This window comes from Dokdonia sp. Hel_I_63 (assembly GCF_007827285.1).
In the GTDB taxonomy this organism is placed as follows: Bacteria; Bacteroidota; Bacteroidia; order Flavobacteriales; family Flavobacteriaceae; genus Dokdonia.
Genome location: NZ_VISD01000001.1, coordinates 2494091 through 2512157 on the forward strand (window position 1 = coordinate 2494091; position 18067 = coordinate 2512157).

Annotated in this window: 17 protein-coding genes; 15 read left to right on the forward strand and 2 right to left on the reverse strand. The window is 37.5% G+C overall.

What is annotated here, in order from left to right; genetic code table 11:
* The first annotated feature begins 8 nt into the window (after nucleotides 1-8).
* The 5 genes from JM84_RS10910 to JM84_RS10930 all read left to right on the forward strand — a co-directional run bounded on the left by JM84_RS10910 (nucleotide 9) and on the right by JM84_RS10930 (nucleotide 4584).
* The gene (locus JM84_RS10910) at nucleotides 9-659 is read left to right on the forward strand and encodes an HAD family hydrolase (RefSeq protein ID WP_013751945.1); all 651 of its coding nucleotides are present in this window, start codon (nucleotides 9-11) and stop codon (nucleotides 657-659) included.
* Complete coding sequence (gene arsC, locus JM84_RS10915) at nucleotides 656-1003, forward strand: arsenate reductase (glutaredoxin) (RefSeq protein WP_013751944.1); 348 nt, start codon at nucleotides 656-658, stop codon at nucleotides 1001-1003. Before JM84_RS10910 ends, arsC begins: the two co-directional genes overlap by 4 nt.
* A gap of 17 nt (nucleotides 1004-1020) precedes the next feature.
* Nucleotides 1021-1353: a hypothetical protein gene (locus JM84_RS10920; RefSeq protein ID WP_013751943.1), complete on the forward strand. Its 333-nt coding sequence runs from the start codon at nucleotides 1021-1023 to the stop codon at nucleotides 1351-1353.
* A gap of 154 nt (nucleotides 1354-1507) precedes the next feature.
* Nucleotides 1508-2356: a universal stress protein gene (locus JM84_RS10925; protein ID WP_013751942.1), complete on the forward strand. Its 849-nt coding sequence runs from the start codon at nucleotides 1508-1510 to the stop codon at nucleotides 2354-2356.
* The gene (locus JM84_RS10930; protein ID WP_013751941.1) at nucleotides 2353-4584 is read left to right on the forward strand and encodes a SulP family inorganic anion transporter; all 2232 of its coding nucleotides are present in this window, start codon (nucleotides 2353-2355) and stop codon (nucleotides 4582-4584) included. Before JM84_RS10925 ends, JM84_RS10930 begins: the two co-directional genes overlap by 4 nt.
* A gap of 53 nt (nucleotides 4585-4637) precedes the next feature.
* On the opposite strand, the gene JM84_RS10935 is transcribed toward JM84_RS10930, so the two are convergent.
* Nucleotides 4638-4991: a 4Fe-4S dicluster domain-containing protein gene (locus JM84_RS10935; protein ID WP_013751940.1), complete on the reverse strand. Its 354-nt coding sequence runs from the start codon at nucleotides 4989-4991 to the stop codon at nucleotides 4638-4640.
* 61 nt (nucleotides 4992-5052) lie between these two features.
* Between JM84_RS10935 and JM84_RS10940 the strand changes: the two genes are divergently transcribed.
* The 9 genes from JM84_RS10940 (at nucleotide 5053) to JM84_RS10980 (ending at nucleotide 13613) form a co-directional block, all read left to right on the forward strand.
* Nucleotides 5053-6132: an acyl-CoA reductase gene (locus tag JM84_RS10940; RefSeq protein ID WP_013751939.1), complete on the forward strand. Its 1080-nt coding sequence runs from the start codon at nucleotides 5053-5055 to the stop codon at nucleotides 6130-6132.
* An 83-nt stretch (nucleotides 6133-6215) separates the two neighbouring features.
* Nucleotides 6216-7280, forward strand: coding sequence for a 3-phosphoserine/phosphohydroxythreonine transaminase (gene serC, locus JM84_RS10945; RefSeq protein ID WP_144784248.1), 1065 nt, complete (start codon nucleotides 6216-6218; stop codon nucleotides 7278-7280).
* 50 nt (nucleotides 7281-7330) lie between these two features.
* Nucleotides 7331-8281 (forward strand): D-2-hydroxyacid dehydrogenase, encoded by a 951-nt coding sequence (locus JM84_RS10950; RefSeq protein WP_013751937.1) that lies wholly within the window; start codon nucleotides 7331-7333, stop codon nucleotides 8279-8281.
* 188 nt (nucleotides 8282-8469) lie between these two features.
* Complete coding sequence (locus tag JM84_RS10955; RefSeq protein WP_013751936.1) at nucleotides 8470-9105, forward strand: DUF937 domain-containing protein; 636 nt, start codon at nucleotides 8470-8472, stop codon at nucleotides 9103-9105.
* Between the two features lie 203 nt (nucleotides 9106-9308).
* A complete protein-coding gene (locus JM84_RS10960; protein ID WP_013751935.1) occupies nucleotides 9309-9716 on the forward strand; it encodes a DUF6146 family protein in 408 nt (135 codons plus the stop codon).
* 18 nt (nucleotides 9717-9734) lie between these two features.
* Nucleotides 9735-10250, forward strand: coding sequence for a DUF6787 family protein (locus JM84_RS10965; RefSeq protein WP_013751934.1), 516 nt, complete (start codon nucleotides 9735-9737; stop codon nucleotides 10248-10250).
* Nucleotides 10247-10576, forward strand: a complete 330-nt coding sequence (locus JM84_RS10970) for a hypothetical protein (RefSeq protein ID WP_013751933.1) — start codon at nucleotides 10247-10249, stop codon at nucleotides 10574-10576. Before JM84_RS10965 ends, JM84_RS10970 begins: the two co-directional genes overlap by 4 nt.
* A 39-nt stretch (nucleotides 10577-10615) precedes the next feature.
* Nucleotides 10616-13012, forward strand: coding sequence for a TonB-dependent receptor (locus tag JM84_RS10975; protein WP_013751932.1), 2397 nt, complete (start codon nucleotides 10616-10618; stop codon nucleotides 13010-13012).
* A 37-nt stretch (nucleotides 13013-13049) separates the two neighbouring features.
* A complete protein-coding gene (locus tag JM84_RS10980) occupies nucleotides 13050-13613 on the forward strand; it encodes a hypothetical protein (RefSeq protein ID WP_013751931.1) in 564 nt (187 codons plus the stop codon).
* Between the two features lie 71 nt (nucleotides 13614-13684).
* Here JM84_RS10980 and JM84_RS10985 read toward each other — a convergent pair whose 3' ends face one another.
* Nucleotides 13685-15232 (reverse strand): bifunctional ADP-dependent NAD(P)H-hydrate dehydratase/NAD(P)H-hydrate epimerase, encoded by a 1548-nt coding sequence (locus tag JM84_RS10985; RefSeq protein WP_013751930.1) that lies wholly within the window; start codon nucleotides 15230-15232, stop codon nucleotides 13685-13687.
* A gap of 392 nt (nucleotides 15233-15624) precedes the next feature.
* On the opposite strand from JM84_RS10985, the gene thrA reads away from it, so the two are divergent.
* Nucleotides 15625-18060: a bifunctional aspartate kinase/homoserine dehydrogenase I gene (thrA, locus tag JM84_RS10990; protein WP_013751929.1), complete on the forward strand. Its 2436-nt coding sequence runs from the start codon at nucleotides 15625-15627 to the stop codon at nucleotides 18058-18060.
* The last annotated feature ends 7 nt before the right edge of the window (nucleotides 18061-18067 follow it).

The window sequence follows — 18067 nt, forward strand, 5'->3', positions numbered from 1 at the left end:
AAAGCGCTGTGAAAGAACAAAATATAAATACTATAATATTTGATCTAGGCGGTGTACTCATAGACTGGAGTCCAGAATACGTTTATCTCAAAGAATTTAGAGGAGATCGAGCAAAGATGGATTGGTTTCTCAATCACGTTTGCGCATGGGACTGGAATGTTAACCAAGACGCTGGTTATTCTCTAGAAAAAGCTACACAAGAACGCATAGCAATGTTTCCAGAATATGAAAGGCTCATAAAAATGTATTATGGCCGATGGGAGGAAATGCTAGGTTTTACTCATGAGGGAACTCTCAACATCCTAAAACAGCTTATAGATAATCCCGACTATAGAGTGCTTGCACTTACTAACTGGAGTGGTGAGACATTCCCTATTGCGCTTAAAAAGTTTCCTTGGTTGCAATGGTTTGAGGGAATTCTAGTGTCTGGTGATGAGGGAACTCGCAAACCCTATAAAGATATCTATGATCTTATGCTGGATCGTTATAAGATTGAACCGTCTCAAGCTTTATTTATAGATGATAGTCTAAAAAATATCCAAGGTTGTGAAGTGGCTGGAATAACAGGTATTCATTTTGCAGATGCACAAACACTTGCGGTCCAACTTAGATCAAAAGGAGTGCACGTAACACTACAAAAAAATAACTATTACATATGATTAAAATATATCACAATCCTCGCTGTTCAAAGAGTAGGCAAGGTCTAGCTTTGCTAGAAGAGTCCGGAAAAGAATTTGAGGTAATAAAATATCTTGATAATCCTCTTTCTGAATCAGCGCTTACGTCTCTTATTGATATGCTTGATATAGCTCCTATGGAACTCGTAAGAAAAGGCGAAGCTATCTGGAAGGAAAACTATAAAGGAAAAGAACTTAGCGATACGGATGTTGTAGCCGCTATGTCTCAACATCCTAAATTAATAGAGCGTCCCATTGTAGTTCTCGGAAAAAAGGCCGTTATTGGACGACCTCTAGAAAATATAGAAAAACTATTGAGCTTATAATTTTAAAAATAAATATTATGAAAATAATTATCGCATTAGTACTCTTTGTCTTTGTTGGAATATCAAATGTTCAAGCACAAAGCCCTAGCGTAAGTACTGTAAATAAAGAAAAAGTAAGTGAGATTGACATGCTTACACAGAAACTCAATCTTAGCTCAGAACAAGTAGCAAATATTTCTAAAACTATAAAAGCATTTAAATCTACAGAAGATAGACTTAGAGCTGGAGGTCTTAGCGCTGCAGATAAAAAAGAAGAGCTTGCTAAACTTGCCAAGCGTAAAGATGGTAATATGCAAACGTTTTTAACTAAAGAGCAATATGCTATATACAGCAGTCTCAAAAAACAGTAATTAAAAACTACATTATAATAACATCCAGATGTTCAAGCATCTGGATGTTATGTTTTACAACAGCTTGTTGTCATCATATCTGGAAAGTCAGGATATACATCATTGTTATGTATAATTATGTTACCTTGACTCACTCATAAAACTAAACGACTCTGTGAGTCCCAATCCCTTTAAAATTATAGGCGTAGGCGCCACCTTCTCTCCTAACCTCAAAGCAAACTTGTACGAGGCTGCTAGACTATGTATTCATTTTAATGCAACGTTAGTAGTGATTCACGTAGGTGATCATACAGATGTGAAACATCAATCTTTTGAGAAGTTACTCACTAGTTTTCATCAAGAAGGTCTTAAATCTGAAATAGTATTTAAGCCTGGAGACCCTGTTAAAGTGATGATAGAAGCTGCCAGTACTTTAAAGATTGATTTACTCATTGTTGGTGCCCTTCAAAGAGAAAATTTTGTCAATTACTACTTAGGGTCTATTGCCAGAAAAATAACGCGAGGTGCCTCTTGCTCTGTGCTCTTACTTATCAATCCCTCTGTTACACGTATTCCGTGTAAACATGTAGTTGTAAATGGGCTTGAAGATCCAAAAACAGAACAAACCATTACCACTGCCTTTTACGTTGCTCACGGTCTGAGTGCAGATAAAATGACCATCGTAGAAGAAATTACTGAGAACGAAATTCACGTAAATGTAGATGATGATACCTCACTACGCCGAGCAAATATTGCTAAAGAAAAACTGCGTAGACGAGAGGAAAGCAGAGTACAGCAAATTATAAATAAAGTGCCTAAAGAAATACAGCAACGTGTAGATGCAAGGTCTCAAGCCATTTTTGGAAAACGAGGATACTCCATCGGTCACTATGCAGAGGTCGTAAGAGCAGATTTATTAATCATGAACGCCCCATCAAAAACATCATTTTTGGATCGTTTATTTCCACATGATATTGAGCATATTCTCACAGAACTCCCTACAGATGTTTTAATTGTACGATGAGTCCAAAAGAGAATTCCATAAATAATTTTTTTAAAACGCTTCCGCGAAATATTTTTTCAGGATTCGTGGTAAGTCTTATTGCACTACCATTAGGTCTAGGACTTGCAATGGCTAGTGAGGCTCCGCCTATCTCAGGAATTATTACTGCTGTTGTAGGAGGAATACTAGTCTCCATACTTGGTGGTAGTAATGTGACCATTACAGGACCCGGAAATGGTCTTGTGGGAGTAGTACTCATAGCAATTACAGCTTTAGGCTTAGAAAGCACCTATGCTGCTATTATTTGTTCTGGCGGACTACTTATGTTGTTAGGTTTTCTGCGTATGGGAAAACTAGCAGATTTCTTTCCCTCTTCTGCCATACAAGGGATGTTAGCCGCCATCGGTCTTATTATCCTAGGAAAGCAGTTCCACATCATGCTCGGGAATAAAATTACACGCGACGGGAGCATTGACTATCTACTTGAAATCCCAAATTCAATTATTGGCGTTTTCAGTTATACAGATACAGGACTCATCTTTGCCGCTATTTTTGGCGTAGGCAGTCTTGCAATCATGATTTTTTATGGAAAAATCAGAAACAAATATTTACAACTCGTCCCTGCACCTATGTGGATCGTGTTACTCTCTATAGGTTTTAGTTATTATTATGAGCTTGTACTTGGTTTACCTAATCCTATTGCTCAAGAATATATGATAAGTGGTATCCCAGCACTAGGAGATATCGTAGAGGATTTACCTATACCTAATTTTGGGTCTGTTGGGACATTTACCTTCTGGACAAGTGTCTTGTCACTTACCCTCATCGCAAGTATAGAATCGTTGCTTAGTATAAAAGCAGTAGACAAGCTAGATCCCCTCAAACGTAGATCAAATATTAATCGTGACCTCAAGGCCTTAGGTCTTGCGACTGTAGGCTCTGGGTTTCTAGGTGGACTTAATGTGGTTACTGTAATTGCTAGAAGTTCTGTAAATGTAAATAATGGAGGTACTAATAGAAGTGCCAACTTTAGCCACGCTACATTCTTAGTTATTTTTATTGCATTATTTAGCACACAACTTACACGTATTCCATTGCCGGCTTTAATGGCTATTCTTGTATATACAGGATATAAGCTTGCTTCACCTGTAGTTGTGAGAAAGATGTTTACCATAGGAAAAGAACAAGTACTTATTTTCTTTGTTACATTACTAACTACCTTGTTTGTAGATCTTATATCTGGTATTCTAGCAGGTATTGTCATCACATTTATCATTCATATTCTTTTAAATAAAAGCACAGGGCTATTTCTTAGAAACATGTTTAAGCCTAACGTGTTGATGTTCCAAGAAACTGGAGACAAAGGAGGAAGTAACTATTATGTGAGTGTAAAACACTTTTGTACTTTTTTAAACTTTTACAAACTCAAACAAAAGCTCGAAGCTATTCCTGAGAGCCAGGATGTGGTAGTAGATTTTTCAAAATGTAGCTTTGTAGATCACACAGTCATGGAGAATCTTCACGACTTTCAAGAAGTATTCAGTAAAAAAGGTGGGCACTTTGAGGTTGTAGGTTTAGACATGCATGATACAGACTCTGCTCATCCTTTTGCACTTCGCAAGATGATAACAGTGCCTAAGATGTTTACAAAGAGTAAAACCAAACGCCAAGTATCACTTGAAGAACTTGCTCAAAGCTATAATCTAGAATATCATCCAGAAAAAAATGAAGATGTTCATGAGCTTACAGATTTCCTTTATTTCCAGACAAAACATATAAATCACTCATATAACGAGTTTAAGGATGATGATAATGTGCTGCATCTTTTTGATATTATCTATTCCGAAGGAGAATTTATAGCACAGGGAACCGTACGCTCAACTATGATCACCATAGACTTGCCTACTCCTATTCCATCGTTTACAATAGATAAAGAAGGATTTTTAGAAAAGTTTTATGCAATAACTGGGTGGAATGACATCAACATTGATGGCCATACAGATTTTTCTAATCGATTCTTTTTATTAGGAGAAAACGAGTATGCCATTAAGAGTTTCTTTTCTAATGAGCTTATTCATTTCTTAGAGAGCAATCCTTATTACCACATAGAATCAAAAGGAGATCAGCTACTTATTTTTAACAAAGAGCGACCTGCCACGATTAAAGAAATTAAAGCGTTGCTGGACTATGCTAGAAGATTACAGCAAGTTATCCATAATATTACTGGAGAACTTCTAGCGGTTATTTAAAACAACAAAGCCATCCTTACGGGATGGCTTTGTTGTTTTATAGAGCATGATACTTATGCATCTTTATGCATAAATGATTGTTTTGCTAGCAATACCTCCTCTGTTTCTACATGCTCATCATCCGGTACACAGCAATCTACTGGACATACTGCAGCACATTGTGGCTCGTCATGAAAACCTTTACATTCGGTACACTTATCTGGAATGATATAGTAAATCTCATCACTCACAGGTTGTTGTGCTTCATTTGCATCTACTTCTTTTCCGTTAGGTAAGACAACATTTCCTTCTAGGTCTGTTCCATCTGCATAGCGCCAGTCATCTGCGCCTTCGTAAATGGCAGTGTTAGGACACTCAGGCTCGCAAGCTCCACAGTTTATACATTCGTCTGTTATGATAATTGCCATAGTTTTCTTTTTGGGTAACTTTGCACAAAAATAACGCCTAGACACCGATTTGCCAAAACCTATGACACTTCAACTACGAATTAACGCTTTTATTGAGCTAGGAAAATTTTTAAGTCAGTTTACACGTGACTCAATTGCCCAAAAAGAAGGAGTATTACACAATGATCTCTTCTTTGACGGAATGCAGCATCAGTTTAAACTAGCTAGTGAAAACAACGGCTGGTTCACTAAAGAAAATATACTCTTCGCTTTAGAAGGCTGGGCACAGTCACTTACTCAAGAAAAACTTACTGAGTGGCTTGATGGGTATGATACCGCTTTCGCGAAAGCGCAATCACAACAAACCGTTGCCGTAATCATGGCAGGTAATATTCCATTAGTAGGCTTTCATGACTTTATGTGCGTATTAATTGCTGGGCATAAATTTGTAGGAAAACAATCGTCTAATGATAAGCACCTCCTACCCTTTCTTGCAAAATATCTAGAATATGCAGAACCTGCTTTTAAGGAAACCATAAGCTTCACTGAAGATAAATTACCAGCTTACGATGCAGTGATTGCAACGGGAAGCGATAACACGGCTAGGTATTTTGAATATTACTTTGGTAAAAAGCCTAACATTATCCGTAAAAACAGAAATTCTGTTGCCGTACTTACTGGTAATGAAACAGAAGATGAGCTTGTTGCACTAGGTGAAGATATATTTAGGTATTACGGTTTAGGATGCCGTAATGTATCAAAATTATATGTACCACAAGATTACAATTTTAATGCCTTTTTTAAAGCTATTTATCACTGGAGCGATATTATGAATGGTGCAAAATATGCCAATAATTATGATTACAACAAGGCGGTATATCTAATGAGCCTTTTTGAGCTCTTAGAGAATGGTTTCTTAATGCTTAAGGAAGATGGAAGCTACGGCTCACCTATTGCGACTCTATTTTATGAGAAATATGAGTCTCTAGAAAGCCTAGTTGAAAAGCTTGAAATAGATAAAGATCGTATTCAATGCATCGTTGGTAATACTACACTAGAGGATAAAGTTAAAGAACTCACTCCTATTGGAAAAACTCAGAAACCTGAGCTTTATGATTATGCAGATGGGGTTGATACTATTACATTTTTGACAACATTATAGCCAATATTTTATCAATTTATCTGTGGGTTTTTCTAACGATTTGGGCATCTTTGTAAAGCACAAAACGCATAAAAACGCACACCATGAAGAAGCACAACTTTAGCGCAGGACCTTGTATTTTACCTCAGGATGTTTTTAAAGAAGCATCACAGGCTATATTAGACTTTAATGATTCTGGACTTTCTATTCTAGAGATTTCCCATAGAAGTAAAGACTTTGTAGATGTAATGGACGAGGCTAGAAATCTAGCGTTAGAATTACTAGGCTTAGAAGGTAAAGGCTATAAAGCACTTTTTTTACAAGGTGGAGCGAGTATGCAATTTTTAATGGTCGCTTATAATCTACTAGAAACTAAGGCTGGTTATATAAATACTGGAACTTGGAGTGATAAGGCTATCAAAGAGGCAAAACTTTTTGGAGAAGTTGCTGAGGTTGCATCTAGTAAAGAGGCAAATTTCAATTACATCCCTAAAGGATTTATACTTCCAGAAAACTTAGACTATCTACACCTCACAAGTAACAACACTATTTTTGGGACACAAATTAAGCACTTCCCAGAGGTAGATTGTCCTCTTATATGTGATATGAGTAGTGATATCTTTTCTAGAGAGATTGATTTTAATCAATTTGACCTAATCTATGCAGGTGCTCAGAAAAATATGGGACCAGCAGGAACTACACTTATTATAGTAAGAGAAGATATTCTTGGTAAAGTGACTCGTAAGATTCCATCTATGCTGGATTATCAAACGCACATAAGTAAAGGAAGTATGTTTAATACGCCTCCTGTATATGCAGTATATATCTCAATGCTTACTATGCGCTGGTTAAAAGAACAAGGTGGCGTAAAAGCGATTGAAGAAATCAATAATAAAAAAGCGACATTACTTTATAGTGAGATAGAACTTAATCCACTATTTAAAGGATTTGCTGCCAAAGAAGATCGTTCTACCATGAACGCTACATTCTCACTTACAGATGGTGATCTTAAAGATGCCTTCGATGCCATGTGGAAAGAAGCAGGCATTAATGGTTTAAATGGTCACAGAAGTGTAGGCGGCTACAGAGCTTCTATGTATAATGCTTTATCTATGGATAGTGTAGGTGTACTAGTAGACGTAATGAGCGAACTAGAAAGAAAAGCTTAGATCCACAAGGACAAAACAACAATATTAAACCGCATATAATAGCATTTACGATGAAAGTATTAGCAAACGACGGAATATCACAAACGGGAGTAGACGCTCTTACAGCTGGAGGATTTGAAGTAATTACTACAAATGTTGCTCAGGACCAACTGGAAAACTACATTAATGAAAAACAGATTGATGTCATTTTAGTAAGAAGTGCTACCACAGTACGTAAGGAACTTATTGACGCTTGTCCATCCATAAAAATCATAGGACGTGGTGGCGTAGGAATGGATAATATTGATGTGCAATATGCCAGAGATAAGGGACTCCATGTAATTAATACACCTGCAGCATCGTCTGCATCTGTGGCAGAGCTCGTATTTGCTCACTTGTTTAACGGAGTTCGTTTCTTATTTGATTCTAACCGTAATATGCCACTTGAAGGTGACACAAAATTTAAAGGATTAAAGAAAGCTTACGCGAAAGGAACCGAGCTACGTGGTAAAACACTAGGTGTAATTGGTTTTGGGCGTATAGGTCAAGAAACTGCAAAAATTGCTTTGGGAGTTGGAATGAAAGTTATCTTTCATGATCCGTTTACAGAAAAAGCGACAGTTACTGTTCCTTTTTTTGACGGACAGTCAGTAGCGTTTGATCTTACTTCTGTATCAAAAGAGGAAGTTTTAAAATCTGCAGATTTTATAACACTTCATGTTCCTGCACAAAAAGACTATGTAATAGGTAAAGCAGAGTTTGATCTTATGAAAGATGGCGCTGCACTTGTAAATGCTGCAAGAGGTGGGGTTATAGATGAAGTAGCACTTGTAGCTGCTTTAGATAGCAACAAACTTTCATTTGCAGGTTTAGATGTTTTTGAAAACGAACCTACTCCAGCGGTACAAGTGCTTATGAATCCTAAAGTAAGTTTATCTCCACACATTGGAGCAGCAACTGGTGGAGCACAAGATCGTATAGGTACAGAGCTAGCAGAGCAAATCATCGAAATCCTTAAGTAACAGCACCTTTTTTAAATGCAGTAAGCACCAACATTTAATTTAAAATTTACTGTTTATCGACTTAAAACTGTCTATAATCGACAAGATTCTAAAAATACCATCCGTAAGGGTGGTTTTTTTATATGTGTAATTTTAGGACTTATAATATTTTGTACCTTGAATCTTGTAAACATTAAAAAATAACAACGATGGCAGGATTATTAGATTTATTAAATAGTGATATAGGAAAATCTCTTATTAGCGGAGCAAGTGCAAAGTCAGGACAATCTGAAGGTGCAACTGCACAGGTTTTAAGCATGGCACTTCCAGTACTTATGGGAGCTATGAAGAAAAACGTACAGACACCAGAAGGAGCAGCTGGTTTAATGGGCGCTTTATCAGGAAAACACAGTGGTGGTATTTTAGACCAACTTGGAGACCTTATGGGTAACGGAGGACCTAGTGATGACGTAGTAAATGATGGTGCTGGAATTTTAGGACACCTTTTAGGAAACAAACAACCTGCTGTTGAAAATGCATTGAGTAGCAAGTCTGGTGTAGATGCCGGGTCTGTAGCTCAAATATTAAAAGTTGCTGCGCCTATACTTATGGGAGTATTGGGAAAGCAAACTAAAGAAAATAACGTAAGTGATGGTACTGGTATGAGTGCACTACTAGGCAGCATGCTAGGTGGTCAACCTCAAGAAAACCAAAGCTTAATCACTACCCTACTAGATGCAGATGGAGATGGAAGCATCTTAGATGACGTAGCAGGAATGGTACTAGGAAGCAATAAAAAACAAGGTGGTATAGGAGGCCTTCTAGGAGGACTTTTTGGAAAATAATCCATTAAACATTTATTCATATATAAAGAGTGCCTTTTCAGGCACTCTTTTTTTGTTCCCTCATTGAGAGGTCTCCTTTACTCATTATAGCTTTAAATAAAGGTTACTGCTTAGTAAGTTTACACGGTATAACAATTAGTACTATCGTTAATACTACGATAAAACAAACCTGTATCACAGGTAAAATCTTTAACTTTAAGATTATGAAAAAGATAATTTACTTAGCAATTCTTACCGCAACCATAATAGGTTGCGCAACTACAAGTGGTACAAAAGATATAGGCAATACTGCAGATAATACATCAGACACAGTACGCATTGCAAATGACAGCCTAGAATATGAAATTATTATTATAGAACCAGGGTTTAATACATGGCTAGTTACACAAAGACCTAGAGGGTTTTATGGGCAGTTTTTCTTAGAAAATAAAAATAGGTTTTATGTCACTGAATATAACAACAGAGTAAATAACATATCACAATACGACCCTAATCTATACATCCAGCGCATAGATTACAATTCTAATACCGATTATGGGTATGAAGTTAATTACCTATTATATAATTGGTTTGAATTTTTCCAAGAACGCAACAATCAGAAACTACGATAATCGTATTTTTGCAGCGTTATGAAAGACTTTAAAAAACGCTGGGAAATCACTCAAAATTGGCAGTTTATTCATGTGGTACTTGGATTAATTGCCGCTCTTTTCTCAGGATACTTAATAGCAAGAGCTATTTATATTCCTGCCTATGAAACATCAGTTCCCATAGCCACTATATTACTTAGCTTGCCTATTACATTCTTAATTATATGGATAACGCTTTGGCTATTTAAAAAACTATATTCACGATGGGGAGTGACGTATCGCTGGGAACTTATCGCTATATTTTTAGCATTTGCGGTTACTGGATCTACTGCTGGACGTATTTCAAACCCCTTAATGGAACTTATAGGTTTAGGAAAAGACGCTACAAATGGATGGATTTATTGGCCTGTTAGAATCTTGTTAATTTTTCCCATTTATCAAGTTCTTTTGGTGATATTTGGATGGATATTTGGTCAGTATGCGTTCTTCAAAGCGTTCGCTACTAAAATGGTCTCAAGAATGGGACTAGGATTTTTATTTTCAAAGAAAGCTTGAAAAAAGACAACTCTATTATTATAAGACTTATAGCATTACTTACAATGCTTGTTCTCTTGTTGCCTGCTGTAGTTTCTTTTTCTCACAGCACAGCAAACCATGAACATTATGATACCTGTAAATTCACAGGAGATGTGCATGTTCACGAATCAAAACTAGATTGTGATCTTGGTGATTTGCATATTGTAAAGGCTGGAGTTTACGCTTTCGCGAAAGCGTACCCATCACCCACCATACACATCTCAAAAGAAGTAGATGTTTTATTACAGACATCATACACAACCACCATCTTAAGTTCCTCAGATCGTGGTCCCCCGTTTTGTTAAGCATTGAATTACATTCAATAATTAGCAAAACAATTTTATATGAAATTTTATTTATGGCTTAGCATTGCCTTGCTGAGTATTACGAGTACAGCACAAGAGTGTACCTATACCCTATCTGGTTATATTATAGACCTGCATGATAATGAAGTATTATCTGGTGCAACTATTATAGTTGCCGGGTCTGAAGATGCTGTGATGACTGATAGCCTAGGCAAATATGTTATTACAGGACTTTGTACAAACAATTACACGCTACAAGTGTCGCATCCTGCATGTAAAACTCAAATAGTAAAAGTAGATGTAAACAGCAATACTACTCGTAATATCAACATGGAACATCACCTAGAGTCACTAGGCGATGTCGAAGTTGTAGCACATGCTCATAAAAGTAAAAGTCGCACAGCGACAGAAGCTATTGTAAACCATGATTTTCTAGAAAGTAACAGTGCAGCCTCACTAGGTGATGCGCTTAAAAGTCTAAGCGGTGTCACTTCATTAAACACAGGTAACTCTGTAGTAAAACCAGTAATACAAGGACTACACTCTAGTAGGGTTGTTCTCATTACAGAAGGTACGCGTTTACAAGATCAAGAATGGGGTGTAGAACATGCGCCAAATATTGATGTGAATGCAGCTGGTGAAGTCACTGTTATTAAAGGAGCTGCCGGTTTACAATATGGCGGTGATGCTATAGGTGGTACTATAATTATAGAACCTGAGCAAGTACCTGTTAAAGACACAATTTTTGGGAGAACTATTATTACCGGCGCGACCAATGGTCGTGGAGGTTCTATTACAACTTCATTGATAAAGTCTTATAACAATGGCTGGTACGGAGGCATAAACGGGACTTTAAAACGTTTTGGAGATGCAGAAGCACCAGATTATGTATTGAGTAATACAGCACTTTCAGAGAAAGATATATCTGTACGTTTAGGAGTTAATAAATACCGTTACGGTGTGGAGGGTAGTTACTCGATTTTTGACAAAGAGTCTGGTATTTTACGCTCATCACACGTAGGTAATGCTTCAGATCTCTCGGTTGCAATAAATAGCCAAGAGCCATTTGTGGTAGAGCCATTTACATACGATATTGAGGCCCCTAGACAAGAAGTAACACACCAGATAGCAAAACTTAAATCATTCTATCGCTTTGATAACTTTGGAAAATTGAGCGCTCAAGTAGATTACCAGCGCAACAACAGACTAGAGTTTGATATACGTCGCGATAGTGATGACTTAAGACCTTCTATTGATTTACAACTAGAAACTTTTGGAGGGAAAATAGACTTTGATTATACGGCAGATAATTCCATCAATGCAAAAGTGGGAGTATCTGGTAATTATCAAGATCATTTTCCTGATCCGTCTACCGGAGTGAGAAGACTTATCCCAGATTACCAAGCTTTTGATTTTGGTGTATATGCGTTAGGTTCTAAAAACTTTGGTAAATGGACTTTAGAAGCTGGTGCTAGATTTGATTATAACCGCATCAATGCAGAAAAGTTTTATGCAACAAGCTTATGGGAAGACCGAGGTTATGATGTTCAATTCCCTCAGTTTGAGCGCGAAGAATTTCAGAATCAAATTTTTGTCAAACCTGAGTTTGAGTATCACAACTTTTCGGCAACTGCTGGAGCCTCTTATGAGGTAAATGATGCGACTACAGTTTCCTTAAACTATGCGCTGGCTTCACGGTCGCCTAATGTATCAGAATTATTTTCTGATGGATTACACCAGAGTGCTGCCCGTATAGAACTAGGTGATCTAAGTTTTAATCAAGAAGTCGCAAATAAAATTTCATTGAATTTTACAAGATCTACAGATACTTGGAGTTTTACTATTGCCCCGTTTGCAAACTTTATTGAGGATTTTATCCTTATAGAGCCTACAGGCGTACAGCAAACTATAAGAGGTAGTTTTCCTGTATGGGAGTATAGACAGACACAAGCAAGACTGTTAGGTTTTGACATAGATAACAACGTTCAGGTAACAGATCGTTTTGAATTTTCTAACCAGTTTTCACTGGTAAAAGGGAAGGATAAAACTTTAGACCGTGCTTTAATTAATATGCCTTCGGCAAGTACTCGTAATACGATTACATACCGTATTCCAGAGGTAAATAACTTAAAGCTGTCACTTGAAAGTAACTATGTATTTCGTCAAAATGAATTTCCAGATACAAATTTTGACGTTTTTATACCAGAAACAAACACTACAGAGTTAGTAGATATAAGTACACCTCCCGATGCTTATCATCTACTCAACTTTAGAAGCTCCATTGATTTTGCAATCAGTAATAAGAGTAAACTAAATGTAGGGTTAATGGTAAATAATCTATTTGACACCTCTTATAGAGAGTACTTAAATCGCCAGCGCTACTTTGCAGATGATCTAGGTAGAAATGTATTATTACAACTTAAAATTAATTATTAATATCACGCTTTCGCGAAAGCGTAACAACACACAAACAATGAAAAACTTTAGAAATTACACACTTATCGCCCTTACTGCTATTAGCCTTGCAGCTTGTTCTAGTGATGATGATGGAACAATACCAGAAATTATAAATGAAGAAGAAATTATAACAACAGTTTCTCTTACCTTAACTTCAGGTACTGACACTATCGTTCTTACATCACAAGATCTTGATGGAGATGGACCTAATGCACCTATAGTAACAGTATCTGGTGACTTAGATGTAAGTACTGTCTACAATGGCAGTATTGAGTTTCTGAATGAAACAGAAAGCCCAGCCGAGGATATCACCGAAGAAGTAGTAGAAGAATCTGACGAGCACCAAGTGTTTTATACTCCTAGTACAGGCCTTGACGCTGCTGTGACTTATGAGGATTTTGATGGTAACGGTAATCCACTAGGAACTCAAGTTACACTTACAACTGGCGCTACTGCAGGTTCTGGTACACTTACTATCACACTACGTCATGAGCCTACAAAGCCTAACGATGGAACTTTAGGTAATGCTGGAGGAGAGACAGATGTGCAAGTTTCTTTTCCTGTAGCGATTACAGAATAAGACAACTTTCATGTATAAAAAAATGGATAGCGTTTACACGCTATCCATTTTTTTTTTGATATATCTATAAATTATTGCTGTGGTGCTGCCCCACCTTCTTGCTCTGGTTTTTCAAAGAGACTCATTACTGCTCTTCCTAAAAACTCTGTCACATCACCTGCTATGAGTCCTTCTATTCCATATTGATTTACGGCAACATCTGCTGCAAGTCCGTGAAAATAAACTCCCATCATAGCGGCTTCCATAGGGTGGTAACCTTGAGCTATATGTCCAGTGATAACTCCTGTAAGCACATCTCCAGTACCAGCAGTAGATAATCCAGGATTACCAGTAGTATTTATATAAAGTCTCATATCATAAACAGTAATGGTATGAGCACCTTTAATTACGATAATGACATTATGATTTTTGGCAAATTTTGCTGTTTTCTCTAGCTTATCAAAGTCGTCATCCCACTTCCCTATCAAACGCTCAAGCTCACCTGGATGTGGCGTAAAAATAGATAATGGAGGTACTTGCTCCATAAGTGATGGTCGTTTTGAGATGATATTAATCGCATCTGCATCTATCACTAATGGTTGTTTTTGCTTCTTTAAAAAAGACTCCATTGCTCTTACCGTTTTCTCATCGGTTCCCATTCCTGGGCCTATTGCAATCGCATTTGCTTCGGTTTGAAAATCTATTTCTTCAAACACTTTTCCATTATAATTATCGGTCTCCACCATTACTTCTGGAAGTGCCGTTTGTAATATAGGAACGCCTATTTGCGGTACATAAGCAGTTACCAGACCGCTACCCGCTCTTAAAGCAGCTTTACTAGCAAGTTGCACAGCACCCATTTTTCCAAAACTACCACCTATAATTAAGCTATGACCGTACATTCCCTTATGTGAATATTGTGATCTTCCCTTATACATCTGCTGGAGTTCAGGTTTTGAAATTAGCGTAACGTCGGTAGGAGTTTTTGCAAGAAATTCTGGATCTAGTCCTATATCAATGGTATCCCACATATTGATATATTTACCCGTTTCTGGTAAGAAAAAGGCAAGTTTTGGAGACATAAAACTAAGTACAAAAGTAGCATGTACAATTACGTCTTCTTTTGCTGGTCCTCTATCTGAGTACATTCCAGATGGAATATCAATAGAAAGTGTGTAAGCCTTAGACTCGTTGATTTTTACAAAAAGTGCTTTTACCCAATCATCTGGACATCTATTTAAGCCTATCCCAAAGATTCCATCTACCACAATATCTTGTGGAGTGATTACTGGGAAGTCTTCGGCACTTTTAATGATTTCTGGCCATTTTTTTACTTCGCTCTTGAGGGCATCATACGCTTTTAAAAAATCTGGAGATCGCTTATCATTACAGTGTACTATATAAGTATCTACATTATAGCCATTCTTAAGGAGTAAACGCGCTATTACAAGTGCATCACCACCATTATTACCTATACCACAAAATACTTTTATAGGCACCGGCTGCCCTTGTAAACGCTGGTTCATCCACTCATAAACGTACCCACCGGCACGTTCCATGAGATTATAAGATGGAATCCCTTCTTTTTCAATGGTTGCTTTATCTGCTTCGTAAATTTGTTTGGCGCTGTATATTTTCATTTAGCTATAATTAGGTAGTTTCTTCATCTTCATGAAGAAAAATGTTCTTTAATTCATTAAATATTCACGAAAGTAAACGTCAAATTATCACATTATCAGTATCGTGCTAGATGTAAGACTAGAATTGTCATATCCTCAAAACTCAGAACTACATCTTGCCTCCTTAGGTAAATGTACTACATTTAACATATCATAAACAAGATGAGAACAACACAATACACTTCGATTTTCTTGACTACCACTATTACTATTGGTACAATTACCCCGTTGGGGTTATAGTCGTACATATCATCTATCTATTACTTGCGCGAGCAAGGATCTCTTCCACACACAAAAATTAATTAGTTTATTCATACCATTTTCGCTTTCGCGAAAATGTAAAATTGCATACTATGCGCGTATTAAAATTTGGAGGCACTTCTGTGGGGAGTGTTAAAAACATAGAAAAAGTAATTGCCATTGTAAATAACCAAGCTGCTTCACATCCAGTAGCTGTGGTTGTTTCGGCAGTGGGTGGAATTACAGATTTATTGCTAAAAGCCGGAACGCTTGCTGCTCAAAAAGATGAAACCTATAAAGATGTGTTTTTAGAAATACACCAAAAACACACAGCTTTTGCAAAAGCACTTACCGAAGGTGATGCCATAGTTATGGCTGATATAGGTGCGCTTATGTCGCACTTAGACGACTTACTTAAGGGTATTTTCTTAATCAACGAGCTTTCTCCTAAAACACTAGACAAGCTCGCTGCTTTTGGCGAACTTACAAGTAGTCGTATCATAACGGCAGCCTTCAACCATCAAGGGATTGAAGCTACATTAAAAGACAGTAGACAAGTTATCATTACCGATGGCACTCATACCAAAGCCAGTGTATTGTATGATCTCACTAATGAAAATATCAAGGAATTTTTCGCGAAAGCGTCACAAAACATCACCATCCTAGGAGGATTTATTGCAAGTACTGCTACGGGAGAAACAAGTACGCTAGGCCGCGGCGGCTCAGACTTTACTGCGGCTATAATTGCAGCTGCGCTAGAAGTTGACCAACTAGAAATATGGACAGATGTAAGTGGGATGTTCTCTGCAAATCCGAAGCTTGTAAAACAGGCAAAACCTATACGGGACATATCATATCACGAGGCGATGGAGTTATCGCATTTTGGAGCAAAGGTGCTCTACCCTCCTACTATTGTGCCTGCGCTTAGTAAAAACATCCCTATTTATATCAAAAATACAATGGCTCCAGAAGAAGCTGGAACTCGTATAGGAGAGCAAGAAGGAAGCAATGGAAACCCTATAAAGGGGATTTCTCATATAAGTGACGTTGCGCTACTCACGCTAGAAGGCGCGGGAATGGTGGGTATTTCTGGAATTTCAAAACGTCTTTTTGAAGTACTCTCTTTACAGCAGATTAATGTGATACTCATTACCCAAGCTTCGAGCGAACATAGCATTTGTATCGGTGTTATGGAAGCAGATGCCTTGCGTGCAAAAACAGCAATAGAAACAGAGTTTGCTTACGAGCTTTCGCTAAGAAAGATTGACCCGGTGATTGTTGAAACTTCGCTTGCAATTATTGCACTAGTTGGTGAATCTATGAAAAGTCATCAAGGCATTTCTGGTAAAATGTTTTCTACACTTGGCAAAAACAACGTAAACATACGCGCCATTGCACAAGGAGCGAGTGAGAAAAATATCTCTGCAGTAATTGCCGAGAAAGATGTAAAGAAAGCGCTTAACAGCCTGCACGAAGTCTTCTTTGAAGGAAACAGAAAGCAAATCAACCTTTTTATTACAGGTGTAGGAAATGTGGGAGCAAAACTTCTAGATCAAATTAACACTCAGAAAAAATATCTAAAAGACCACCTTAACCTTAACATAAGAGTGCTAGGACTTTCTAACAGTAGAATGATGCTCGTCTCAGAACGAGCTATCGATTTAAATAATTGGGAAGAAGCGCTGGCTCAAGGTGAAAAGGCAGATATTGTACGCTTTCGCGAAAAAGTAATTGCACTCAACCAGCGCAACTCAGTTTTTGTAGATATTACTGCAAACGAACCAGTAGCGATGGCATATGAGAAATACTTGAGAAATAGTATTGCCGTAGTTGCTTGTAATAAAATTGCCGCTGCTGGAAAACAAGAATACTATGCAAATCTCAAGCGATTGAGCAGAAAATATAATGCTCCCTTTAAGTTTGAAACCAACGTAGGCGCTGGTTTACCTATCATAGATACTTTACAAAACCTTATCGCGTCTGGTGATAGTATTACTAAAGTACAAGCAGTACTTTCTGGAAGTTTAAACTTTGTTTTTAATAACTTTAAAAGTGGTGATAGCTTTTATGATGTAGTTCAACAAGCCAAAGAAGAAGGCTACACAGAGCCAGATCCTCGTATTGATTTAAGTGGTGTAGATGTAGCTCGTAAAATCCTAATACTCGCAAGAGAAAGCGGACTTGAATTAGAGCTAGAAGATATTGTAAATACTCCATTTCTCACAGCAAACAACCTTGAAAGCACAGACGTTCCTCACTTTTTTGAAACACTTAAAGAAGACGCCGCACACTTTGAACAACTAGTTGCCGATGCTACAGCAGCTGGTAAACGCCTTAAATATGTAGCACAGTTAGATAGTGGCAAAGCAAGCGTAGGCTTACAATCTGTAGGTGCAGATAGTCCGTTTTACAACCTTGAAGGTTCTGATAATATTGTATTATTTTACACTGCACGCTACCCAGAGCAACCGCTCATAGTAAAAGGTGCAGGTGCAGGTGGTGACGTTACCGCCAGCGGACTTTTTAGCGATATCATAAGACTTAGATAATAATTAT